Genomic DNA, 25132 nt, shown 5'->3' on the forward strand with positions numbered 1-25132 from the left:
CGAGAGGCGTGCGGCCCCCCCGCGGGCAGATGGCACGCAGGAAGCCCGGACTAATAAGATGGCATTGAAATCCGCCGCGTTTCGTAAAAAATTTCCGTTGCTCGTAACCGGCAGTCTGCTGGCGATGCAACCTCTGGCCACTCAGTTCGTGGTCGCCGCGGAACAGTATGACTGCTCAGTCTCTGCTTCGGGTGCCTGGAACTGTGCGCCGAAATCCAATGCTGCTGCAGTGGATCTGCCTCCGCGCCCCGTGCATGACACGACGTCGGTCAGTTCCAACGGCACAGTTACCTCGCAAGGCACCTCTTCGGGTGAGCAGGTTGCAGGTACGCAACTGGTTACCGAAGCCAAGGGCAAAGGTCTCAGGTCGCGTAGTGCTGACTACAGCCACCTTGATTGGGTTCCTCGCGAAAAGCTGACCGCAGCACAACTGGCCGAGACCGGTCCGTATTGCTCGGGTGCCTACGTCGAGCCGATCCGCCCAGGCATGGACGACAAGACGCCGATGAAAGACGCGCCTATGTTCGTCGGATCCAAGGCTTCGCGTTACGAACAGGAAGCGCAGGTCGCGACGCTGGCAGGTGATGTCGTATTGCGCCAGGGCAGCATGCAGGTACAGGCTCAAGAGGCAGCACTGCATCAGGCCGAAAACCGTGGCGAGCTGAACGGCGATGTCCGTCTGCGCGACAACGGCGCGCTGATCGTCGGTGACAAGGCCGAGCTGCAACTCGATACCGGCGAAGCCCGTGTCGACAATGCCGAGTACGTCCTGCACAAGTCGAACATTCGCGGTAACGCCCTGTACGCCAAGCGTGCAGAGAACGCGATCATCCGGCTCAAGGACGGTACATACACCTCGTGTGAGCCGAACAGCAACGCTTGGACGCTCAAAGGCAACAACATCACGCTGAACCCGGCCACCGGCTTTGGTACAGCGACCAACGTTACCCTGCGGGTCAAGGACATACCGGTTCTGTACACGCCGTATATCTACTTCCCGATCGACGACCGTCGCCAGTCCGGCTTCCTGCCGCCGACCATTGCGGCAGGCGGCGATAACAGTTTCACACTCGTTACTCCGTACTACTTCAACCTGGCACCGAACTACGACGCCACGTTGTACCCGCGTTACATGGCCGACCGCGGCCTGCTGATGGAAGGCGAGTTCCGCTACCTGACCAAAGGCAGCGAAGGCCAGTTTGGCGGCGCGTACCTGAACGACGAGAACGACGACCGCAAGCTGCAGTCGGACTACGACAAGACTCGCTGGATGATCAACTGGCAGCACAAGGGCGGGCTTGATACGCGCTGGCTGACCCAGGTTGATTACACCGACATCAGCGACCCGTATTACTTCCAGGATCTGGAAACCGATCAGATCGGCGTTAAACGGACGGACTTCCTCAACCAGCAGGGCTCTTTGACCTACCGTGGCGACAGCTACTCGGCAGTGCTCAACGCTCAGGCTTACAAGCTGGCTACGGTTGCGAACGTTACGCCTTACAACCGCCTGCCACAGTTGACGCTCAACGGTACGTTGCCTTACAACCCGGGTGGTCTGAAGTTTGATTATCAGACTGAAGCCGTTCGCTTCGAACGTGACCTGCGCAGCGGCGCGTTCATCGATGAAGATGGCAACTCCGAGACACGACTGGACAACAACATCTCCGGCCTTGCCCGGGCAAACGGGGACCGCCTGAATCTGGCGCCGTCCGTCAGCCTGCCAATGAACTGGACCTATGGTTTCCTGACACCGAAGCTTAAGTACGTCTACACCCAGTACGCGTTGGACCTGGACAGTCAGGGCAAAAGCTCGCTTCTGGCTGGCGAGGAATACAGCAGTAGTCAAAGCCGCAGCGTGCCGATCTTCAGCGTCGACAGCGGCCTGTACTTCGACCGCAACACCAACTGGTTCGGCAAGGATTACCGTCAAACCCTGGAACCGCGCCTGTTCTATCTCTATGTACCCGAGAAAGACCAGACCGACATCCCGGTATTCGACACCAGCGAAAGCACATTCAATTATGCCTCGCTATTCCGTGACAACCGCTTCACCGGTTCCGACCGCATCGGCGACGAGAACAAGCTGTCGCTGGGTATCACCAACCGCTGGATTGAAAGCAACGGCTTTGAACGTCAACGCTTCAGCATCGGTCAGGCGCTGTATTTCGAAGACCGTAAGGTGCAGTTGCCTGGCGTAGTGTTCGCTGATCGTGATGATGCGCGCGCCAACGTTTCGCCTTACGCGCTGGAATACGAATACCGCTTCAACCGCGACTGGCGCTTCAACTCCGATTTCAACTGGGATCCGGACAGCAAGAGCACCCGTTCGGGCAGCGCAATGTTCCATTACCAGCCTGAAGACAACCCGAACAAGATCGTCAACCTCGGCTATCGCTATCGCAACGACCAGATTCGTTACGACGAAAGCACTGGCCGCTGGATCGTGGGCGGTGGCGACTACGGACGTCCGGGCGATGCCAACTACGTGAAGGACTACTACAAGATCCAGCAGCACGATTTCTCGGTCATCTGGCCAATCGTGCCGCAGTGGAGCCTGATCAGCCGCTGGCAGTATGACTACAACCGTGAGCGCACCATCGAAGCTTTCGGCGGGTTCGAGTACGACAACTGCTGCTGGAAAATGCGTCTGGTCAACCGCTATTGGGTCGACTACGACGAGTTCAGTCAGGCAGCGCCTCAGAACGAGAAAGGCGACCGCGGCATATTCCTACAAATTGTGTTGAAGGGGCTCGGCGGTGTAACTGGCGCCAAGGTAGACAGCTTCCTCGACAAAGGCATTCAAGGTTATCGTGAACGTGAAGACCAAGCTTTCTGATTGTCTGCGCCCGCTGATGCTGGGCGCGTTACTCCTGAGCGGTGCAGTGCATGCTGCGGTTCAACCTCTGGACAGTGTCGTGGCTATCGTCGACAACGATGTGATCATGAAAAGCCAGATGGACCAGCGTGTACGTGAAGTTCAGCAGACCATTGCCAAGCGTGGCTCTGGTGTGCCGCCTGCAGAAGCCCTGCAACCACAGGTTCTGGATCGTCTGATCCTGGAAAACCTGCAGTTGCAGATGGGCGAACGGTCCGGTATTCGTGTCTCCGACGACGAGCTGAATCAGGCCATTGGCACCATTGCCCAGCGCAACAACATGAGCGTAGAGCAATTCCGCGCCGCACTGGCTCATGACGGCTTGTCCTATAACGATGCACGCGAGCAGGTGCGCCGGGAAATGATCATCAGCCGTGTGCGTCAGCGCCGGGTGGCCGAACGTATCCAGGTATCCCAGCAGGAAGTGAAAAACTTCCTCGCCTCTGATCAGGGCAAGGCTCAGTTGTCTGAAGAGTTCCACCTGGCCAACATTCTGATCGCAACGCCTGACAGCGCCTCTTCGGATGCCATCCAGGCTGCTGCGGTCAAAGCCAAGGGCATTTATGACCAGCTGAAGAAAGGTGCTGACTTCACCCGACTCGCAGCCACCACCTCCTCCAGCGAAAACGCACTGGAAGGCGGCGACATGGGCTGGCGCAAGGCTGCGCAACTGTCACCGCCATTCGGTGACATGCTCAGCGCAATGCCTGTCGGCGACGTGACGCCTCCAGCGCGCACGCCGGGCGGTTTCATCATCCTCAAGTTACTGGAAAAACGTGGCGGCCAGGGGCAGGCACAAATGCGTGATGAAGTGCATGTGCGTCATATCCTGATCAAACCAAGCGAAATCCGTAACGAAGAAGAGACCAAGCGTCTTGCCGAGAAAATCTACGACCGCATCCAGAATGGCGAAGACTTCGCCGAACTGGCGAAAAGCTTTTCGGAAGATCCAGGCTCGGCACTCAATGGCGGCGATCTGAACTGGGTTGATCCGAACTCTCTGGTTCCGGAATTCCGTCAGGTCATGAACGAGACGCCACAAGGCGAATTGTCCAAACCGTTCAAGACCGCTTATGGCTGGCACGTTCTGGAAGTTCTCGGTCGTCGTTCCACGGATGCTACCGATCAGGCGCGTGAACAGCAGGCGTTGAACGTACTGCGTAACCGCAAGTACGACGAAGAGCTGCAAACCTGGCTGCGTCAGATCCGTGACGAAGCCTACGTTGAAATCAAACTCCCTGGCGCGACCCAGGCTGCGCAGTGAAACCCAAGCGTTTCGCCCTGACACCCGGTGAGCCGGCCGGCATAGGCCCTGACCTTTGCCTGCTGCTCGCCACGCAGCCTCAGCCATACCCCCTGATCGCCATCACCAGCCGTGACCTGCTCCTTAAGCGGGCCGCGCAACTGGGTGTGGCGGTCAGTCTGCTTGACGTCACCCCTGATACGCTTCCCGACCTGCCTGCGCCTGCCGGCAGTTTGTACGTCTGGGATACGCCACTGGCCGCTCCGGTGGAAACCGGCGTGCTGAACAAGGCCAATGCTGCATTCGTCCTGGAAACCCTGATTCGCGCGGGCCAGGGCTGCCTGGATGGGCTGTTCAGCGGCATGATCACCGCCCCGGTGCACAAAGGCGTGATCAACGACGGCGGTATCGCGTTTTCCGGACACACCGAATTTCTCGCTGAACTGACTCACACCGAACAGGTGGTGATGATGCTGGCGACCGGCGACCTGCGCGTGGCGCTGGTGACCACGCACCTGCCGTTGCGCGAAGTGGCCGATGCCATCACGCCAGACCGACTGGAGCGCGTGACACGCATCCTGCATGCCGATCTGGTGAACAAGTTCGGCATTGCCCGCCCGCGTATTCTGGTCTGCGGCCTCAACCCTCATGCAGGCGAAAGCGGGCATCTGGGCCGTGAAGAAATCGACATCATCGAACCGACTCTGGAGCGCCTGCGCAGCGAGGGCCTGGACTTACGCGGCCCACTGCCTGCCGACACTCTGTTTACCCCCAAATATCTGGAGCACTGCGACGCAGTGCTGGCGATGTACCACGATCAAGGCTTGCCCGTGCTGAAATACAAAGGTTTCGGCGCAGCAGTCAATGTGACGCTCGGCCTGCCGATTATCCGCACTTCTGTCGATCACGGCACGGCGCTGGAGCTGGCTGGCAGCGCGAACATTGACACCGGCAGCCTGCACGTTGCACTGCAAACCGCCTACCAGATGGCCGAGACCCATTCATGACCGAGCAATACCAACACCGGGCGCGCAAGCGTTTCGGGCAGAACTTCCTGCACGACGCAGGCGTTATCGACAAAATCCTGCGCGCCATTCGTGCCAAACCTGAAGACCGGCTGCTGGAAATCGGACCGGGCCAGGGCGCGCTGACCGAAGGGCTGCTCAACAGCGGCGCACAGCTGGATGTGGTCGAGCTGGACAAGGACCTGATCCCGATCCTCACCGGCCAGTTCGGCAACAAGCCAAATTTCAACCTGCATCAGGGTGATGCACTGAAGTTCGACTTCAACAGCCTGGGTGCCGAACCGCACAGCCTGCGTGTCGTGGGCAACCTGCCGTACAACATCTCGACGCCGTTGATTTTTCATCTGTTGCAAAACGCCAGCCTGATCCGCGACATGCACTTCATGTTGCAGAAGGAGGTGGTCGAGCGCATGGCTGCCGGTCCCGGCGGCGGTGACTGGGGTCGCCTGTCGATCATGGTCCAGTACCATTGCCGCGTGGAGCATCTGTTCAACGTCGGGCCGGGGGCGTTCAACCCGCCGCCGAAAGTGGACTCGGCCATTGTGCGTCTCGTCCCTTACGAAACATTGCCGCACCCTGCCAAGGATCACCGCGTGCTGGAGCGCATCGTGCGTGAAGCGTTCAACCAGCGTCGCAAGACCCTGCGCAACACGCTCAAGTTGCTGTTGACCAGCGACGAGATTACCGCTTCCGGAGTAGACGGCAGCTTGCGTCCCGAGCAACTCGACCTGGCTGCATTCGTCCGTCTGGCAGACACTCTCAGCGAGAAAGTTGTGACAGAGTGAACCCTGAGGACAAGTAAACGGCACTGCCAGTCGTCATTTCCCGCTTACTTGTCCTAGACTTGTCTACCTGCCGCACACGCCATTTTTTCGTTATGGATTTCAAGGCCTATTGCATGCCCGATTCTCGTTACCAGGTCGACGTCAGCGTCGTCACACGCTTTCTCTCGGAACAGTCGCAACCCGAGCAGAATCGCTTCGCTTTCGCCTATACCATCACCGTGCACAACAACGGTAAATTACCTGCCAGGCTGCTGTCGCGTCACTGGGTCATCACCGACGGCGACGGCCATGTCGAAGAGGTGCGCGGCGAGGGCGTGGTCGGTCAGCAACCGTTGATCGAGGTCGGTAAAAGCCATACCTACAGCAGCGGTACGGTAATGACCACCCGCGTGGGCAATATGCAGGGTTCTTATCAGATGCTGGCTGAAGACGGTAAACGCTTTGATGCGGTCATAAAGCCCTTTCGTCTGGCCGTCCCGGGTTCGCTGCACTGATGGCGGTGTACGCCGTTGGTGACCTGCAAGGTTGCCTTGAACCTCTGCAATGCCTGCTCGAGCACGTCCACTTCAACCCCGAGCATGATCGACTCTGGCTGGTGGGCGATTTGGTCAATCGTGGCCCGCAATCGCTGGAAACACTTCGCTACCTGTACGGCCTCCGTGAATCGCTGGTGTGCGTGCTGGGCAATCATGACCTGCACCTGCTTGCCGTCGCCCGTAAACACGAACTGCTCAAAAAAGGCGATACGCTGCGCGAAATCCTTGAAGCGCCGGATCGTGACGAATTGCTCGGCTGGGTGCGTCGGCAAAAGCTGATGCACTACGATGCAGAGCGCAACGTCGCCATGGTGCATGCCGGTATCGCGCCGCAGTGGTCGCTGAAAAAGGCCTTGAAGCACGCAGCCGAAGTCGAGCATGCACTTCAGGACGACCAGCTGTATGGCGCTTTTCTCGACGGCATGTACGGCAATGAGCCGGCCAAGTGGGACAACGACCTGCAAGGCGTCACGCGTTTGCGGGTGATTACCAACTACTTCACCCGTATGCGCTTCTGCACCAGCGACGGCAAGCTCGACATGAAGAGCAAGGAAGGCGTTGAAACCGCCATACCTGGCTATGCGCCCTGGTTCAGCCACCCGAAACGCAAGACCCGTGAGCTGAAAATCATTTTTGGCCACTGGGCGGCGCTTGAGGGTCGCTGCAACGAGCCTGGCGTCTTTGCCCTCGACAGCGGATGTGTCTGGGGCGGCTCGATGACGCTCCTCAACGTTGATACCCTTGAACGTCACCAATGCAATTGCGATGCTGTCGGCCAGGCCGCCAACGGGCTTGTTACAAGCGCACAGGCCGGCACCGCCACTAACCCCCAGGCTCAGGAGCCCAGGCAATGACCGAATTCAAACGTATTCCACCTGAACAGGCACAGGCACTGCGCGAGCAAGGTGCAGTGCTGGTCGATGTTCGTGATGCGCAGACCTTTCAAAGCAATCACATTCCTGACTCCGTGCATCTGGACAATCACTCGATTGCCGACTTCATCGCCAAGGCCGATCTGGACAAGCCGCTGGTCGTTGTCTGCTACCACGGCAACTCCAGCCAGAGCGCTGCAGCCTACCTGGTGGGCCAGGGTTTCTCCGACGTATACAGCGTGGACGGCGGCTTTGAGCTGTGGCGCGCTACTTACCCTGACGAAACCGCGCAAGGCTGATAAAAAATATTTTTATGACAGCTGATCCCGCGTTTTACGCGGGCTCGCGAGCCATCTGACGAACGGTCAGCCCGTCTTCTCGCGCATCCCTTCTTTATCTTTCCGAATCCGAACTATCCTTAGCCTAGGCCATCCGTATTCAGGGGAGAGCCGGTACACCGGCGCGTGGGTCATCGGTAGTTACTTTTAAGGTGTTCTGGGGGGAAACAGCAGCCGCATTGTGGTTGCTGCCAGCATCGACTGACGATCCGCCGCCGGCTCCACGTATCGAGCGAGGTGACGTCATGAGTATATTCAGCCACTTCCAACAACGCTTCGAAAGCACACGGCAAGAAGAGCTCTCGCTACAGGAGTATCTGGAGCTCTGCAAACAGGACCGCAGCGCTTACGCCTCTGCCGCAGAACGTCTTCTGCTGGCCATTGGCGAGCCCGAACTGGTGGATACCTCTACCAACTCCAGGCTCTCGCGAATATTCTCCAACAAGGTGATACGCCGCTATCCAGCCTTTGCCGACTTCCACGGAATGGAAGAATGCATCGACCAGATTGTTTCGTATTTCCGCCATGCCGCCCAAGGCCTGGAAGAGAAGAAGCAAATCCTTTACCTGCTCGGCCCGGTTGGCGGCGGTAAGTCGTCCCTGGCTGAAAAGCTCAAGCAACTGATCGAAAGAGTCCCGTTCTACGCCATCAAGGGCTCGCCAGTCTTCGAGTCGCCTCTGGGCCTGTTCAACGCCACTGAGGACGGCGCGATTCTGGAAGAAGACTTCGGAATTCCGCGACGCTACCTGAGCACTATCATGTCGCCTTGGGCGACCAAGCGCCTGGCCGAGTTCGGTGGTGACATCAGCCAGTTCAAGGTTGTGAAGCTCTACCCTTCGATTCTCAACCAGATCGCCGTAGCGAAAACCGAGCCCGGCGACGAAAACAACCAGGATATTTCCGCGCTGGTCGGCAAGGTCGATATTCGAAAACTGGAAGAATTCCCACAGAACGACGCCGACGCGTACAGCTACTCGGGCGCACTGTGCCGGGCCAACCAGGGCCTGATGGAATTCGTCGAGATGTTCAAGGCACCGATCAAGGTCCTTCACCCGTTGCTGACCGCGACCCAGGAAGGTAACTACAACAGTACCGAGGGGCTGGGTGCCATCCCGTTCACCGGTATTCTGCTGGCGCACTCCAACGAATCGGAATGGCACAGCTTCCGCAACAACAAGAACAACGAAGCCTTCATCGACCGTATCTACATCGTGAAGGTGCCGTACTGCCTGCGTGTCAGCGACGAGATCAAGATTTACGACAAACTGCTTTTCAACAGCTCGCTGTCCAAAGCGCATTGCGCACCTGACACCTTGAAGATGCTCGCACAATTCACCACGCTGTCGCGCCTCAAAGAGCCGGACAACTCCAACATCTACTCCAAGATGCGCGTGTATGACGGCGAGAACCTGAAAGATACCGACCCCAAAGCCAAGTCGATCCAGGAATACCGCGACAGTGCGGGCGTCGACGAAGGCATGAACGGTCTCTCTACCCGCTTCGCGTTCAAGATTCTGTCCAAGGTCTTCAACTTCGATCCACACGAAATTGCTGCCAACCCGGTGCACCTGCTGTACGTACTGGAACAGCAGATCGAACAGGAGCAATTTCCGGCCGAAACGCGTGAACGCTACCTGCGCTTCATCAAGGAATACCTGGCACCCCGCTACATCGAGTTTATCGGCAAGGAAATCCAGACGGCGTACCTGGAATCCTACAGCGAGTACGGTCAGAACATTTTCGACCGCTACGTGCTGTATGCAGACTTCTGGATTCAGGATCAGGAATACCGCGATCCGGAAACCGGCGAGATTCTCAACCGCGTGGCCTTGAACGAGGAGCTGGAAAAGATCGAGAAACCGGCCGGCATCAGCAACCCGAAAGACTTCCGCAACGAAATAGTCAACTTCGTGCTGCGTGCCCGCGCCAACAACAACGGCAAGAATCCGACCTGGCTCAGCTACGAGAAGCTGCGCGTGGTGATCGAGAAGAAAATGTTCTCCAACACCGAGGACCTACTGCCCGTCATCAGCTTCAATGCCAAGGCCAGCAAGGAGGATCAGCAGAAGCACAACGACTTCGTCACACGAATGGTCGAGAGGGGCTACACGGACAAGCAGGTACGTCTGCTGTCCGAATGGTATCTGCGCGTGCGGAAATCGCAATAAAGCAGCTGCAAGCTTCAAGCTATCAGCTGCAAGCGAAAAGCGATCGAGGCCCGGCTTCGGGATCGATGGCGCGCTCGCTTGCAGCTTGAAGCTTACAACTTGAAGCTCCCCGGAGGAGCCTATGAGCTATGTGATCGACCGACGTCTCAACGGCAAGAACAAGAGCACGGTAAACCGGCAGCGGTTTCTGCGTCGTTACCGTGACCACATTAAAAAGGCAGTGGAGGAAGCGGTCAGCCGGCGCTCCATTACTGACATGGAACACGGCGAGCAGATCAGTATTCCCGGACGCGACATTGACGAACCGGTGTTGCATCACGGTCGTGGCGGCAAACAGACCGTTGTTCATCCAGGCAACAAGGAGTTCACCACAGGCGAGCACATCGCCCGCCCTCAAGGCGGCGGTGGCGGCAAAGGGCCTGGCAAGGCAGGCAACTCCGGCGAAGGCATGGATGAGTTCTCGTTTCAGATTACTCAGGAAGAGTTTCTCGAGTTCATGTTCGAAGACCTGGAGCTGCCGAACCTGGTCAAGCGCAACCTGACCGGTACCGACACCTTCAAGACCGTGCGCGCGGGTATCAGCAACGAAGGCAACCCTTCACGCATCAACATCATCCGTACCCTGCGCTCGGCGCATGCGCGACGCATTGCGCTGTCCGGCAGCAGTCGGGCAAAACTCAAAGAGGCAACTGTCGAGCTTGAGCGTATGAAGCGCGAAGAGCCCGACAACTTCGGCGATATTCAGGAACTGGAAGTAGAAATCGATCGACTGAAAGCACGTATTCGTCGCGTACCGTATCTCGATACGTTCGACCTCAAGTACAACCTGCTGGTCAAACAACCCAACCCCAGTTCCAAAGCGGTCATGTTTTGCCTGATGGACGTCTCCGGATCCATGACCCAGGCGACCAAAGACATCGCCAAGCGCTTCTTCATCCTGCTGTACCTGTTTCTCAAGCGTAATTACGACAAGATCGATGTTGTGTTCATTCGCCACCACACCAGCGCCCGGGAAGTGGACGAAGAAGAGTTTTTCTATTCCCGGGAAACCGGCGGCACCATCGTTTCCAGCGCATTGAAACTGATGCAGGAGATCATGGCCGAACGCTACCCAAGCAGCGACTGGAATATTTACGCGGCACAGGCCTCGGACGGAGACAACTGGAACGACGATTCGCCCATTTGCCGGGAAATCCTGACCAAACAGATCATGCCCTTCGTGCAGTACTACACGTACGTGGAGATCACGCCGCGTGAGCACCAGGCCTTGTGGTACGAATACGAGCGTATCGGTGAAGACTACGCCGACACGTTCGCCCAGCAGCAGCTGGTCTCTGCCGGTGATATCTATCCGGTATTCCGCGAACTCTTCCAGCGAAGGTTAGTGTCATGACCGCCAGAGAGCAGAAGCGCCAACCCCTTTCCACGGGGTCAGAGTGGACATTTGAACTGATCCGGGCCTACGACCGTGAGATCGGCAGAATTGCCGAGCGGTATGCTCTGGACACCTATCCCAACCAGATTGAGGTGATCACTGCCGAACAGATGATGGATGCCTACGCCTCGGTGGGCATGCCCCTGGGCTACCATCACTGGTCATACGGCAAACACTTCCTCAGCACTGAAAAATCCTATTCGCGTGGCCAGATGGGGCTGGCGTACGAGATTGTGATCAACTCGGACCCGTGCATTGCCTACCTGATGGAAGAAAACACCATCTGCATGCAGGCGCTGGTCGTTGCGCACGCCTGCTATGGCCACAACAGCTTCTTCAAGGGCAATTACCTGTTCCGCACCTGGACCGACGCCAGCTCGATCATTGATTATCTGGTGTTCGCCAAGCAGTACATCATGCAATGCGAGGAGCGGCATGGCATCGACGCCGTGGAAGATTTGCTCGACTCGTGCCACGCGTTGATGAACTACGGCGTGGACCGCTACAAGCGTCCGTATCCGATTTCCGCTGAAGAGGAACGGCGGCGTCAGAAGGATAGGGAAGAACATCTTCAGCGCCAGATCAACGATCTTTGGCGCACTATTCCGAAGAACGCCGAAAAAAACAGCAAAGAGGACAACGCACGCTTTCCTGCCGAGCCGCAGGAAAACATTCTCTATTTCATCGAGAAACACGCGCCGCTGCTGGAGCCCTGGCAGCGCGAAGTGGTGCGCATTGTGCGCAAGATCGCGCAGTACTTTTATCCACAGCGCCAGACCCAGGTGATGAACGAAGGCTGGGCAACGTTCTGGCATTACACGCTGATGAACGACCTGTACGACGAAGGACTGGTCACCGACGGCTTCATGATGGAGTTTCTGCAGTCGCACACCAGCGTGATTTTCCAGCCCGGTTTTGACAGCCCCTACTACAGCGGCATCAATCCCTACGCGCTGGGCTTTGCCATGTATCAGGACATACGCCGGATGTGCGAAAACCCTACCGATGAGGACCGGCAGTGGTTTCCGGAAATTGCCGGCACCGACTGGCTGACGGCGATCAAGTTTGCGATGACCAGCTTCAAGGACGAGAGCTTCATTCTCCAATACTTGTCGCCCAAGGTGATTCGCGACCTCAAGCTGTTCAGCATCATGGACGACGACCAGCAGGAAGACCTGCTGGTGCCTGCCATTCATGATGAAAACGGTTATCGGACCATTCGCGAGATCCTCGCTGCGCAATACAACCTGGGCAATCGGGAGCCCAACGTGCAGATCTACAGCATCGACCGCCGAGGCGATCGCTCGCTGACCCTGCGCCACCAACAGCACAACCGAAAACCGCTGGGCGATTCGACAGACGAGGTGCTCAAGCACCTGTACCGGCTGTGGGGCTTTGATATCCATCTCGAAACCCTGCAGGGCGATCAGGTGGTCAAGACCCATCACGTACCTCCAAAAGGCGAGCATGCCGACAGTGAGTATCCCCGGCTTGATATGGCGGTCGTCCATCTTTAGACGTTAGGGTAAAGGCTGTTTAAACGGCTGCTCATGCAGCTTTAGCCTCCGCAAGCACGGCACAAGGTTTATCCTGTCGCGCTTACGGAGGCTTTTTATGCAGATTTATAAAGTGGGCGGTGCTGTACGCGACCGCCTCTTGGGTCAACCTGTCACTGATATTGATTGGGTCGTGGTCGGCGCGAGCACTGAGGACATGCTGGTCAAGGGCTATCGCCCGGTCGGCACAGACTTCCCGGTGTTTCTGCACCCGCTGACCAATGAGGAATACGCGCTGGCGCGCACCGAGCGCAAAAGCGGCGTGGGCTATGGAGGCTTTGTTTTTCATGCAAGCCCCGAGGTAACGCTTGAGCAGGACCTGATTCGGCGCGACCTGACGATCAATGCCATGGCCGAAGACAAGGACGGAAACCTGACCGACCCGTATAACGGTCAGAAAGACCTTGAAGCGCGAATATTGCGCCACGTTTCCCCCGCATTCGCCGAAGATCCGCTTAGGGTCTTGCGCGTGGCCCGGTTCGCAGCGCGCTACGCACGTTACGGTTTCACCATCGCACCCGAGACCTTGGGGCTGATGCGCCAGCTCAGTGAATCCGGCGAACTCAAGGCGCTGACCGCCGAGCGAAGCTGGAAGGAAATCTCACGCGCCCTCATGGAAGAGCAGCCTCAGGTGTTCATCCAGGTACTGCACGACTGCGGCGCGCTCAAGGAACTGATGCCTGAGGTCGAGGCATTGTTTGGTGTACCGCAGCCCGCTACGCATCATCCGGAAATTGACACCGGCGTACACGTCCTCAGCGTGCTAGAGCAATCTGCGATTCACAAACACCCGCTGACCGTACGCTGGGCCTGCCTGCTGCACGATCTGGGCAAAGGGCTGACGCCAGAAGCCGAATGGCCCAGGCACATTGCCCATGAACATACCGGCCTGCGCCTGATTAAAGCGGTCAACGAGCGTTTTCGGGTGCCCAGGGAATGTCAGGAACTGGCACTGCTGGTCGGCCAGTACCACACCCACGGTCATCGGGCGCTGGAACTGAAACCCTCGACTTTGCTGGAGCTGCTGCAAAGTGTCGACGTCTACCGCCGCCCGCAACGTTTTGAAGAGTTCATTGCGGCGTGCGAGATGGACGCGCGAGGACGTCACGGCTTCGAACAACGCAGTTATCCACAGGCTGATTACCTGCGCGGTGCAGCACAGGCCGCTCGAACGGTGTCAGTACAGCCGCTGCTGGAGAAGGGCTTCAAGGGCAAGGAACTGGGCGACGCGCTAAAGAACGAACGGCTCAAGGCGCTGAAAATCTATAAGGCGGAGCACGTCGCCTGACTCTAACTGACTACTATCGCTCCCACGCACCAGCGTGGGAGCGCAGCCCTGGACGCTCTGCGTCCGATCTTCAGCACCCGAGAAACACGAACCCACTCAGCTACGCAGCAGACTCTCAGGCGTAAGGCCCACGCCGCGCCATTCAAAAGCCACAGGCCAGAGCTGCTGATCGATCTGCGCGTCAGCCCAGAGCTTGCTGAATGCAATCCCCACACCCGGATGCAGACGCTCAGGGGCAATCAATGCCAATGGGCACAGCACAAAGGCATTCTTCAGAATTTCCGCTCTCGGCAAAATCAGCCCGTCAAAATTGCCGACCTGCTCGCCATACAACAGCACATCGATATCCAGCGGCAGCCCTTTGCGATCCGGGGCATAGCGGCCATTGTCGGCCTCGATGAATTTCAGGCGGCGATCAAGCTCCATCAACGGCAGATCGGTCAACGCCGACACCACCAGATTGAAGAATGGCCCGCTCTTGATACCCACCGCATGGCTTTCAAAAACCGGCGAGCAACTGAGGCCAGTCAGAAAGCCATCCAGCGCATCCAGCCCGGCATGCAGGTGACGTTCGCGCTCGATATTGCTCCCCAGGCCGAGGAAAATCCGCGTCAGCGACATCCGCGCTCGATCTCCACACCCACACCGGCAGCGGCCGCTACGGCACCCGGCTTGGTCAGTTTCAGACGCAGCCAGGGAATATTGAATTCGCTCATCAGCACTTCAGCCAGCCGCTCAGCGAAGGTCTCTACCAACTGAAACTGAGCCTGCTCGGCGAAAGCCTGAATACGTGTCGAAACACTGGCGTAGTCGAGGGCCTTGCTCAGGTCGTCGCCTGCCGCTGCAGGGCGATTGTCCCAGGCGAAGCTGAGGTCCAGACGCAGGCACTGGCGAATGCCGCGCTCCCAGTCATAGGCGCCGATGACTGTATCAACCTCAAGGCCCTCGATGAAAACTCTGTCCAAGCACTACTCTCCACTGCACGACAAGGGCGCGATGCGCCGTTAGAATCAGGGCATCCTCGCCCGGAATGGTTAGCATGTTTTGGTTACTGGCCACCTTCGCCTACCTGCTTGGCTCGCTGTCCTTCGCCATTCTGCTCAGCCGCCTGAGCGGCAGGCCAGACCCGCGCGCCAGTGGCTCGGGCAATGCCGGTGCTACCAACATGCTGCGTCTGGCCGGAAAAAAACTGGCCATCCTGACCCTGCTTGGCGACCTCTGCAAAGGCCTGCTGCCAATCCTGATCGCCAGCGCCTGGAACCTGAACATCGCGCAACAGGGCTGGATCGGCGTCTGCGCAGTGCTGGGCCACCTGTTCCCAGTGTACTTTCGCTTCCGTGGTGGCAAAGGTGTCGCGACAGCCGCCGGCGTGCTGCTGGGGCTGTACCCGCCCGCAGCCGCCCTGGCCATAGCGGCCTGGCTGCTGACGCTTTACCTGACGCGTACCAGCTCGCTCGCCGCCCTGATTGCCACACCGCTGACCCTGCCATTACTGGCATGGCAAGAACCTCATGCGCTGTTGCCGATGAGCGTATTGACGCTGCTCATCGTCTGGCGCCATCGCGGCAATCTACGCGACCTGCTCGCCGGGCGCGAACGACATTTCTGAAGGGCAACCTGAAATCATCGCACCCTCGCCTGTCATCACAGCCCCGGCAACTGCTCCATGGGCCAACGCGCCTGCACGCTGATGCTCAAATCTTCCTTCTGCCCTGCCTGCAAACGCTGACAGCCCGCAAAGGCGATCATTGCGCCGTTATCGGTACAGAACTCGGGCCTTGCGTAGTAAACATTACCGCGCAAGTCGCCGAGCATGCTTTCCAGCGAAGCCCGCAGCGCCTTATTCGCGCTGACGCCGCCCGCAATGACCAGACTCTTGAGGCCGGTCTGTTTGAGCGCACGCTTGCACTTGATGGTCAAAGTCTCCACTACCGCCTGCTGGAACGCCAGAGCGATGTCGCAGCGGGTTTGCTCGCTGTCGTCTCCAGCGCCCTGACATTGCTGCCAGGTATTGAGCGCAGAAGTTTTCAACCCGCTGAAACTGAATTCCAGCCCGGGACGATCAGTCATCGGCCGGGGAAAGACAAAGCGCCCCGCCACACCCTGCATCGCCGCTTTGGAAATCTCCGGGCCGCCTGGGTACTGCATGCCCATCATTTTGGCGGTCTTGTCGAACGCCTCGCCTGCTGCATCGTCCAGCGTCTCGCCCAGCAGTTCGTACTGACCGATGCCATCGACGCGTACCAGTTGCGTGTGCCCACCGGACACCAGCAACGCGACGAACGGGAACTGCGGCGGGTTTTCTTCCAGCATCGGGGCCAGCAAATGGCCTTCCATGTGGTGAACGCCCAACGCCGGGATATCCCAGGCGAATGCCAGCGCCTGAGCGCACGAGGCGCCGACCAGCAATGCACCTACCAGACCCGGTCCGGCCGTGTAGGCAATGGCGTCGATGTCAGTGGCCACGCAGTCCGCCTCGGCCAGTGTCTGGCGAATCAGCGGCAGCATGCGCTTGACGTGATCGCGCGAAGCCAGCTCCGGCACTACACCGCCATAGGCACGATGCAGGTCGATCTGGCTGAATAATGCGTCCGCGAGCAAACCGCGTTCGCTGTCGTACAACGCGACACCGGTTTCGTCGCAGGAGGTTTCTAATCCCAGTACTAGCATGGGGTTGCGCCTTGTAGGGGGCAGATTTGAAGGCGCGCATAATAGTCGTCGACCGAGGTGCCGACCAGCGGTTTTCGATCAGAGGCTTTGCATTCCTCTCAATGAGGGGTTAGCATCCGCAACCCTTAAAAACCGACGTACTTTTGTGCAGTGTTTGCACTAAGCGTTGACCCCGGTAATGAATGAAGGTAGCTCTGGATGCCAGCCGTCAAAGTTAAAGAGAACGAACCCTTCGACGTAGCTCTGCGTCGTTTCAAGCGCTCCTGCGAAAAAGCCGGTGTTCTGGCTGAAGTTCGTAGCCGCGAATTTTACGAGAAGCCGACTTCGGAGCGTAAGCGCAAGGCAGCAGCTGCTGTCAAACGCCACGCCAAGAAAGTCCAGCGCGAACAGCGCCGCGCCGTTCGTCTGTATTAATTTACAGACCTTCGTCGCAAGCTTCTGCCTTGCCCGGCCAACCAGCCGGGCTGTCGGCAGTTCCAGCTTCGCTTTTTTGCGTTAACTGGATTGCGCGTTAGCTAGATTGATTGACCTCGTCCAAGCCGCCGATGCGACTCAGACATTCAATCAAGCACGTCCAGCCTGTTCACAGGCTACATCGGCCATGCCCACTCGGGCAGCAGACCGGTCGATGATAAGACGAGTATGCCTTGATGACTTCGCAAGAAGCTCAGCCAAGGCAGCGTCTTCCGTGCACCCAGGCTTATGTATCCTGGTTTTGTCACCCTCAGGTGGACACCCAGCGTGAAGCCTTATGACCTGCCCGCAGGCTCAAGTTTATTCCCCTTTCAGGCCCACACCGCCCATCGGATGCAAAGACGTGCCCGTTGATTGCCCACGCCTTCAAAAAGACGGCTGACAGGCTGACGGAACGCTCGTAGAGTCTCCCGATACTTTTGCACCACGCTTGAATGATGAGAACGCCATGGCCGGGCTGATTCCCCAGAGCTTTATCGACGACCTTCTGAACCGCACCGACATTGTCGATGTAGTCAGTTCGCGCGTGCAGCTCAAGAAAGCCGGGAAAAACTACACAGCCTGCTGCCCGTTCCACAAAGAGAAATCACCCTCTTTCAGCGTCAGCCCGGACAAACAGTTCTATTACTGCTTCGGTTGCGGCGCTGGCGGCAACGCGCTCGGCTTCATCATGGATCACGACAATCTGGATTTCCCCCAGGCTGTCGAAGACCTCGCCAAAGCAGCAGGCATGGAAGTGCCTCGCGAACAGGGCGTAAAAGGCCAGAAGCCCCGCCAGCCAACCGATTCCCCGCTCTACCCACTGCTGACCGCCGCCGCCGAGTTCTATCGCCAGGCGCTGAAAAGCCATCCATCGCGCAAGGCAGCGGTGGATTACCTCAAAGGCCGCGGGCTGTCCGGTGAAATCGCTAGAGACTTTGGTCTGGGCTTTGCTCCGCCAGGCTGGGACAACCTGTACAAGCACCTGAGCAGCGACTCACTGCAGCAAAAGGTCATGATCGATGCCGGTCTGCTGATCGAGAACGCCGAAACCGGCAAACGCTATGATCGCTTCCGTGACCGGGTGATGTTTCCGATACGCGACTCGCGCGGACGCGTCATCGCCTTTGGCGGGCGCGTGCTGGGTGATGACAAGCCCAAGTACCTGAACTCGCCGGAAACACCGGTTTTCCACAAGGGCCAGGAGCTGTACGGGCTGTTCGAAGCCCGCAAATTCAATCGCAACCTCGACGAAATCATCGTCGTTGAAGGCTACATGGACGTCATCGCCCTGGCGCAGCAAGGTTTGCGCAATGCCGTGGCCACGCTGGGTACCGCGACCAGCGAAGAGCATTTGAAACGACTGTTCCGGGTCGTGCCCAACGTGCTGTTCTGCTTCGACGGCGATCAGGCCGGGCGCAATGCCGCGTGGCGGGCACTGGAAGCCACCCTGTCGAACCTGCAGGACGGGCGTCGGGCGCGCTTTTTGTTTCTTCCCGAGGGCGAAGACCCGGACACGCTGGTGCGCTCCGAAGGCACCGACGCGTTCAAGGCACGCATCAATCAGCACGCCCAGCCACTGGCCGATTATTTTTTCGAGCAACTGACCAAAGAGTCTGACCCACGCTCGCTGGAGGGCAAGGCGCACATGGCCACCCTCGCGGCGCCACTCATCGATAAAGTGCCTGGGGCGAACCTGCGCATTCTGATGCGCCAACGCCTGACCGAAATTACCGGGCTTACCGGCGAGGCCGTCAGTCAGTTGGTACAGAGCGCGCCGGTGGATGCGCCACCGAGCTACGACCCCTATGTCGATTACGACGCCATGCCTGACTTTGCCGATTACCAGCCTCAAGGCGGTTATGAGCCACAGCAGGAATGGACGCCAAAGAAAACCGGCGGTCAGAATCAAAAAAAATGGGACAACAAATCCTGGGGCAAAAAAGGTAAGCGTCAGGACTTCGAACCTCGAACGCCGCGTGTACCGACCGCTGTCGAGCCACCCATGCAGGCCGCACTGAGAACCTTGCTGCATCACCCTGAACTGGCCGAAAAGGTCGAAAATGCCAGCCATTTCGCTGCAGAAGACCAATCTAACGCGCAACTGCTGGTCGCCCTTATCGAAGCCAGGCAAAAGAATCCCAACCTGCGGTCGTTACAGTTGATAGCGAGGTGGCACGGGACTGAACAGGGCCGTTTGCTGCGCGCTCTGGCAGAAAAGGAATGGCTGATTGAGGCCGACAACCTTGAACAACAGTTTTTCGACACTATAACTAGCTTATCCGCTCGCCAACGCGAGCGCAGTCTGGAACATCTGATCAGCAAGGCTCGTCAAACCGAGTTGAGCGCAGAAGAGAAAATTCAGCTTAGGGAACTGCTAAATCGCAATGTTCCCGCACAAACCCCGACCTCAACTGGCGCGTGAGGTCATAGCTCGGGTATAATCCTCGGCTTGTTTTTTGCCCGCCAAGACCTTCAGTGGATAGGGTGTTATGTCCGGAAAAGCGCAACAGCAATCTCGTATCAAAGAGTTGATCACCCTGGGTCGTGAGCAGAAGTATCTGACTTACGCAGAGGTCAACGACCACTTGCCCGAGGATATTTCAGATCCCGAGCAGGTGGAAGACATCATCCGCATGATCAACGACATGGGGATCCCGGTACACGAGAGTGCTCCGGATCCGGACGCCTTGATGCTGGCCGACGCCGATACCGACGAGGCAGCCGCAGAAGAAGCGGCTGCAGCGTTGGCAGCGGTCGAGACCGACATCGGGCGTACCACCGATCCCGTTCGTATGTACATGCGTGAAATGGGTACCGTTGAACTTCTGACCCGTGAAGGCGAAATCGAAATCGCCAAACGTATCGAAGAAGGCATCCGTGAAGTGATGGGCGCAATTGCGCACTTCCCTGGCACGGTTGACCATATTCTTTCCGAATACACACGTGTCACCAGCGAAGGCGGTCGCCTCTCCGATGTTCTGAGCGGCTATATCGACCCGGACGACGGCATTGCGCCGCCTGCCGAAGTACCTCCGCCTGTCGATCCCAAAGCCGTCAAGGCCGAAGGCACCGATGACGACGAGGAAGAATCGGCAGACGCCAGCGACGACGAAGACGAAGTCGAAAGCGGTCCCGATCCGGTCATCGCCCAGCAGCGCTTCGGTGCGGTTTCCGATCAAATGGAAATCACCCGCAAGGCGCTGAAGAAATTCGGTCGCGACGACAAGCATGCCATTGCCGAAATGGTAGCACTTGCCGAACTGTTCATGCCGATCAAACTGGTTCCAAAGCAGTTTGAAGGTCTGGTAGAGCGTGTGCGGGGTGCCCTTGAGCGTCTTCGTGCTCAGGAACGCGCCATCATGCAGCTGTGTGTACGTGATGCACGTATGCCGCGCGCCGACTTCCTTCGCCAGTTCCCGGGCAACGAAGTTGACGAAAGCTGGACTGACGCACTGGCCAAGGGCAAGAGCAAATACGCCGAAGCCATTGGTCGTCTGCAGCCTGACATCCAGCGTTGCCAGCAGAAGCTGTCGGCATTGGAAGAAGAAACCGGCCTGAAAATAGCCGAGATCAAGGACATCAACCGTCGCATGTCGATCGGTGAGGCCAAGGCCCGCCGCGCGAAGAAAGAGATGGTTGAAGCGAACTTGCGTCTCGTGATCTCCATCGCCAAGAAGTACACCAACCGTGGTCTGCAATTCCTCGATCTGATCCAGGAAGGCAACATCGGCTTGATGAAGGCTGTGGACAAGTTCGAATACCGTCGTGGCTACAAGTTCTCGACCTATGCCACCTGGTGGATCCGTCAGGCGATCACTCGCTCGATTGCCGACCAGGCCCGCACCATCCGTATTCCGGTGCACATGATCGAGACGATCAACAAGCTCAACCGTATTTCCCGGCAGATGCTGCAGGAAATGGGTCGCGAACCGACCCCGGAAGAGCTGGGCGAACGCATGGAAATGCCTGAGGATAAAATCCGCAAGGTATTGAAGATCGCAAAAGAGCCGATCTCCATGGAAACCCCGATCGGCGACGACGAAGATTCGCATCTGGGTGAATTCATCGAAGACTCGACCATGCAGTCGCCAATCGATGTCGCCACTGTTGAAAGCCTGAAAGAAGCGACACGCGAAGTGCTGTCGGGCCTTACCGCCCGTGAAGCCAAGGTTCTGCGCATGCGTTTCGGCATCGACATGAATACCGATCACACGCTTGAAGAGGTCGGTAAGCAGTTTGACGTTACCCGCGAGCGGATTCGTCAGATAGAAGCCAAGGCACTGCGCAAGCTGCGTCACCCGACAAGAAGCGAGCACCTGCGCTCGTTCCTCGACGAGTAATCGTACCAGCGAGTCAACAAAACCCCCGGCCTGCCGGGGGTTTTGCGTTTCCGGGAAAAAGAAATCCGGATTTGCAGGTCCAGTCGTCAATTGATCAAATCAAACAGAGGTCAGACGTCGGTCTAATTGCAGGCCATGGCGAATTGACCTACAACTATGTATCACACAGGACACAAGCGCTTGCCAGTCGAGCCTTGGCCAGTGATTGTTACAAATTCACGCCACAACAATATCAGCGATAGTCAGACACGGACGTAAGCCGCATATGCGTGAAGTAATAATCGACACCAATGACCGGGAAGCGTCGTGCCTGTCCGAGGGAAAATTCGCCTCGGTCTTCGCTCAGTGCCCGGATGCCATGATTATCGCAAGCCTTGCCGACGGGCATATCATGGATGCCAACGCGGCGTTCGTTGAACGGACCGGCCTCACCCTTGACGAAGTGATTGGGAAAACGCCCACCCAACTGGATTTGTGGGCAGTGCCAGGTATAGGCCCAAAAGTTTTGCAGCAACTGCAGACAGGCAACATTCATAATCTGGAGATCCCCTTTCGGCGCAAGAACGGCGAAACCTTTTCCGGGCTCATGTCCGCCCAGCCTTTCGACCAGAGCTCGACGCCAGCCGTACTGGTGATAGTGCGTGATATCACCCAGCGCAAGCAGGCCCAGCAGCAACTTCAACTTTCCGAAGAAAAATTCGCCAAGGCGTTTCATGCCTCGCCTGACGGGCTGGCTATCACCCGCCAACAGGACGGAATGCTTTTAGAGGTGAACGAAGGTTTCTGCCGCATCACGGGGTATAGCGAAGCGTACTGCCTTGAACACTCGACATTCGACCTGGGTGTCTGGGTGGATCTGGGCGACCGCTCCAGGCTCATTGAGCAACTGAAGCGGCACGGCTCCGTCCGGGACTTCAGGGCCCGGCTTCGTAATGTTGATGGCAGTATCAGACTGTGCGAACTGTCCTCGCACCCGATCGTCATCGCAGGCGACGACTGCCTGCTGACGATTGCACGGGATATAACCGAAAGCAGACAAATGCAGGAAAAACTGCACTTGGCTGCAACGGTGTTCGAGAGCACAGCCGAGGGCGTGCTCATTACCGACACCAACCAGCGCATCAATGCCGTCAACCGTGCCTTCACTGAGATTACCGGCTACAGCGAGAGCGAAGCCATCGGCCAGACACCTCGCCTGCTCGCCTCAGGCCAGCATGACAGCGCGTTCTATGCCTCAATGTGGCATCAACTTGCAGCCGATGGCCACTGGCAGGGCGAGATCAGCAACCGACGCAAGAACGGCGAGCTCTACCCAAGCTGGCTGACGATCAATGCAGTGCGCAACAAAGCCAACCTCACCACCCATTTCGTCGCCGTTTTCGCTGACATCTCCAGCCTCAAACACGCCCAGGCGCGTCTCGACTACCAGGCCCACCACGACCCGCTCACCGGCCTGCCCAACCGAACCCTGTTCGAGAGTCGCCTTCAATCGGCATTACTGCACAGCGAAGAATCCGGCAGCCTTGGCGCAGTGCTGTTCCTCGATCTGGACCGCTTCAAACACATCAACGACAGCCTGGGCCATCCGGTCGGCGATCTGCTGCTCAAGGGCATCGCACACCGGCTCAAGGAGACCCTGCGCGATGTCGACACGGTCGCGCGCCTTGGTGGTGACGAGTTCATCGTTCTGTTACCTGGCCTGCTGCAGCCCAGCGACGCACAAGCCATCGCCAACAAACTGCTGGCCTGCTTCAACACGCCTTTTGAAGCTGGCGAACATGAGCTCTACATCAGCCCGAGCATTGGCAGCTGTGTTTTCCCGACTGACGGCACCGACGTAGCAACACTGGTCAAAAACGCCGACGCCGCCATGTACCGCTCCAAGGCCAAGGGCCGTAATCGGGTCGAAAGCTACACCTGCGACCTGACCACACAGGCCAGCGAACGCATTGCCCTTGAACAGGAATTGAGAAGAGCGCTGGACCGCAATCAGCTATCCCTGGCCTACCAGCCCAAAATCAGCCTCCTGACCCACGCGCTGATAGGCGCAGAAGCGCTGATCCGCTGGAACCACCCGACCTTCGGCGACGTGCCACCCGAACATTTCATACCGCTGGCCGAAGAAAACGGCATGATCCTGCAAATCGGCGAATGGGTGCTGGAGCAGGCCTGCCAACAGATGGGCAAATGGCGCAAAACCTGTCAGCCGTTCGGCCCAGTGTCAGTCAACCTGGCAGGCGCTCAACTGCGCCAGACGAACCTTGTCGAACACATCGAACAACTGCTGGCCGACAACGGCCTGGAGCCAGACTGCCTGCAACTGGAAATCACCGAAAACTTCATCATGAGCCAGACCCAGGAAGCGCTGGCAGTGCTGCACAAACTGAAGAAACTCGGCGTGCAACTGGCCATCGACGACTTCGGCACCGGCTATTCCTCCCTGAGCTACCTCAAACGCTTGCCGCTGGACATCCTCAAGATCGACCAGTCCTTCGTTCGCGGCCTACCCGAAGACACCCACGACGCCGCCATCGTCCGCGCCATCATCGCCCTCGGGCGCAGCATGCAACTGACCGTGATAGCCGAAGGCGTGGAGAACAGTGAACAGCAGCAATTCCTGACCCGCGAGGGCTGCGAACAGATCCAGGGCTACATCATCAGCCTGCCCCTTCAACCCGAAGAATTCAGCGCGAGATTTCTTCTTATGAATCTTTCGGACGTTTCGGATAGCACAGCCGCGAAACCGCCGTTATAATCCGCGACCTACTGAGGGCCCATAGCTCAGTTGGTTAGAGCAGAGGACTCATAATCCTTTGGTCCACGGTTCGAGTCCGTGTGGGCCCACCACCTTTGAAAGCCGCGCATTGCGCGGCTTTTGTGTTTCTGGCGGAACACGTCAGATACAGTCCTATGGTCCAAAGGTACGCGCCTTCACCGCTCAGCTTCCGGACAATTCGAGAGAACCGACCTTTTCAATAGAATCGGCCAAAAACTGCCGTTCAGATCGCAGCTCAATTCTTCGCAGGCGCTGGCGCAGGGGGAAGTTGTTGCACCTCTGTGCAGTCGACCATCGCAACAGGCGCAGCGGCTGGCGGTGCGATGTTCAGCCTCGTTGGCAGTGCAGGCGTATTCGTAGAGACGGCCATCCTGATGCTGTGTTGGCCGCGTTGCTGGTTGCGCTGCGTGTCCGGATGCCTTCTGTTCATGGCAGTACCCGGACCAGGTCAGCGATGCATCGTTGATAAGATGCCCCGAGGCGCCGCAGCCGCTGCACATACGCAGATCTGGAAGGCTGTCGAACAAGGGGTGTTGTCGTAGAATGCCCACCCTTGAACAACCTCAAAAGGAATGAAATCTATGCCTGGCGAAAAAACCAGGAAGACGCTTGTGTATTCGGCGTGGGGGTTACTGTTTTTGAGCGTGGTGGGGGTTCTGGTCATACAGGCTTTCCAAGAAACACCCCAGCCGAGCAAACCCGAGACTGTCAGAAATTTTGTGTTCGGGCATAACATGTAGCTAGAGGTGCATGTATGCCGACCAAA

At 57.9% G+C, this 25132-nt stretch carries 19 protein-coding genes and 1 tRNA gene; 17 read left to right on the forward strand and 3 right to left on the reverse strand.

The window, feature by feature from the left end:
• Window positions 1–58: 58 nt before the first annotated feature.
• The 11 genes from AO277_RS17775 (at window position 59) to AO277_RS17825 (ending at window position 14124) form a co-directional block, all read left to right on the forward strand.
• Window positions 59–2839 (forward strand): LPS-assembly protein LptD, encoded by a 2781-nt coding sequence (locus tag AO277_RS17775; RefSeq protein WP_099259085.1) that lies wholly within the window; start codon window positions 59–61, stop codon window positions 2837–2839.
• Complete coding sequence (locus AO277_RS17780; RefSeq protein ID WP_044318475.1) at window positions 2820–4142, forward strand: peptidylprolyl isomerase; 1323 nt, start codon at window positions 2820–2822, stop codon at window positions 4140–4142. The genes AO277_RS17775 and AO277_RS17780 overlap by 20 nt, the downstream gene beginning before the upstream one ends.
• Window positions 4139–5128, forward strand: coding sequence for a 4-hydroxythreonine-4-phosphate dehydrogenase PdxA (gene pdxA / locus AO277_RS17785; RefSeq protein ID WP_044318465.1), 990 nt, complete (start codon window positions 4139–4141; stop codon window positions 5126–5128). Before AO277_RS17780 ends, pdxA begins: the two co-directional genes overlap by 4 nt.
• Window positions 5125–5931, forward strand: coding sequence for a 16S rRNA (adenine(1518)-N(6)/adenine(1519)-N(6))-dimethyltransferase RsmA (gene rsmA, locus AO277_RS17790; RefSeq protein WP_002551889.1), 807 nt, complete (start codon window positions 5125–5127; stop codon window positions 5929–5931). The genes pdxA and rsmA overlap by 4 nt, the downstream gene beginning before the upstream one ends.
• 113 nt (window positions 5932–6044) lie before the next feature.
• The gene (gene apaG / locus AO277_RS17795; RefSeq protein WP_002551888.1) at window positions 6045–6425 is read left to right on the forward strand and encodes a Co2+/Mg2+ efflux facilitator ApaG/CorD; all 381 of its coding nucleotides are present in this window, start codon (window positions 6045–6047) and stop codon (window positions 6423–6425) included.
• Complete coding sequence (locus AO277_RS17800) at window positions 6425–7321, forward strand: symmetrical bis(5'-nucleosyl)-tetraphosphatase (RefSeq protein WP_044318464.1); 897 nt, start codon at window positions 6425–6427, stop codon at window positions 7319–7321. Before apaG ends, AO277_RS17800 begins: the two co-directional genes overlap by 1 nt.
• Entirely contained in the window at window positions 7318–7638 is a 321-nt protein-coding gene (gene glpE, locus AO277_RS17805; RefSeq protein ID WP_002551886.1) for a thiosulfate sulfurtransferase GlpE, read from the forward strand. The genes AO277_RS17800 and glpE overlap by 4 nt, the downstream gene beginning before the upstream one ends.
• A 284-nt stretch (window positions 7639–7922) precedes the next feature.
• Window positions 7923–9845 carry a PrkA family serine protein kinase gene (locus AO277_RS17810; RefSeq protein WP_002551885.1) on the forward strand — a complete coding sequence of 641 codons (1923 nt, stop codon included), beginning with the start codon at window positions 7923–7925 and terminating at the stop codon, window positions 9843–9845.
• Between the two features lie 121 nt (window positions 9846–9966).
• The gene (locus AO277_RS17815) at window positions 9967–11238 is read left to right on the forward strand and encodes a YeaH/YhbH family protein (RefSeq protein WP_002551884.1); all 1272 of its coding nucleotides are present in this window, start codon (window positions 9967–9969) and stop codon (window positions 11236–11238) included.
• A complete protein-coding gene (locus AO277_RS17820; RefSeq protein ID WP_044318463.1) occupies window positions 11235–12797 on the forward strand; it encodes a SpoVR family protein in 1563 nt (520 codons plus the stop codon). The genes AO277_RS17815 and AO277_RS17820 overlap by 4 nt, the downstream gene beginning before the upstream one ends.
• Window positions 12798–12894: 97 nt before the next feature.
• Window positions 12895–14124 carry a multifunctional CCA addition/repair protein gene (locus AO277_RS17825; protein ID WP_044318462.1) on the forward strand — a complete coding sequence of 410 codons (1230 nt, stop codon included), beginning with the start codon at window positions 12895–12897 and terminating at the stop codon, window positions 14122–14124.
• A 96-nt stretch (window positions 14125–14220) separates the two neighbouring features.
• Here AO277_RS17825 and folK read toward each other — a convergent pair whose 3' ends face one another.
• On the reverse strand, window positions 14221–14745 hold the full coding sequence (gene folK, locus AO277_RS17830) for a 2-amino-4-hydroxy-6-hydroxymethyldihydropteridine diphosphokinase (protein WP_044318461.1): 525 nt from the start codon (window positions 14743–14745) through the stop codon (window positions 14221–14223).
• Complete coding sequence (gene folB, locus AO277_RS17835) at window positions 14736–15089, reverse strand: dihydroneopterin aldolase (RefSeq protein ID WP_002551880.1); 354 nt, start codon at window positions 15087–15089, stop codon at window positions 14736–14738. The genes folK and folB overlap by 10 nt, the downstream gene beginning before the upstream one ends.
• A gap of 74 nt (window positions 15090–15163) precedes the next feature.
• Here folB and plsY point away from each other — a divergent pair, with 74 nt between their 5' ends.
• Window positions 15164–15733: a glycerol-3-phosphate 1-O-acyltransferase PlsY gene (plsY, locus tag AO277_RS17840; RefSeq protein ID WP_004660108.1), complete on the forward strand. Its 570-nt coding sequence runs from the start codon at window positions 15164–15166 to the stop codon at window positions 15731–15733.
• A gap of 35 nt (window positions 15734–15768) precedes the next feature.
• Here the strand turns inward: plsY and tsaD are convergent, their stop codons facing one another.
• On the reverse strand, window positions 15769–16794 hold the full coding sequence (tsaD, locus tag AO277_RS17845; protein ID WP_002551878.1) for a tRNA (adenosine(37)-N6)-threonylcarbamoyltransferase complex transferase subunit TsaD: 1026 nt from the start codon (window positions 16792–16794) through the stop codon (window positions 15769–15771).
• Between the two features lie 198 nt (window positions 16795–16992).
• On the opposite strand from tsaD, the gene rpsU reads away from it, so the two are divergent.
• The 5 genes from rpsU (at window position 16993) to AO277_RS17870 (ending at window position 24437) form a co-directional block, all read left to right on the forward strand.
• A complete protein-coding gene (rpsU, locus tag AO277_RS17850) occupies window positions 16993–17208 on the forward strand; it encodes a 30S ribosomal protein S21 (RefSeq protein WP_002551877.1) in 216 nt (71 codons plus the stop codon).
• A 508-nt stretch (window positions 17209–17716) separates the two neighbouring features.
• Window positions 17717–19672 carry a DNA primase gene (gene dnaG / locus AO277_RS17855; RefSeq protein WP_044318460.1) on the forward strand — a complete coding sequence of 652 codons (1956 nt, stop codon included), beginning with the start codon at window positions 17717–17719 and terminating at the stop codon, window positions 19670–19672.
• 67 nt (window positions 19673–19739) lie between these two features.
• Entirely contained in the window at window positions 19740–21590 is a 1851-nt protein-coding gene (gene rpoD, locus AO277_RS17860; RefSeq protein WP_044318459.1) for an RNA polymerase sigma factor RpoD, read from the forward strand.
• A 277-nt stretch (window positions 21591–21867) separates the two neighbouring features.
• Window positions 21868–24345, forward strand: a complete 2478-nt coding sequence (locus tag AO277_RS17865) for a bifunctional diguanylate cyclase/phosphodiesterase (protein ID WP_044318474.1) — start codon at window positions 21868–21870, stop codon at window positions 24343–24345.
• 15 nt (window positions 24346–24360) lie between these two features.
• Window positions 24361–24437 (forward strand) — tRNA-Ile (locus AO277_RS17870).
• Window positions 24438–25132 lie beyond the last annotated feature (695 nt).

This window comes from Pseudomonas amygdali (genome assembly GCF_002699855.1).
Taxonomy (GTDB): domain Bacteria; phylum Pseudomonadota; class Gammaproteobacteria; order Pseudomonadales; family Pseudomonadaceae; genus Aquipseudomonas; species Aquipseudomonas amygdali.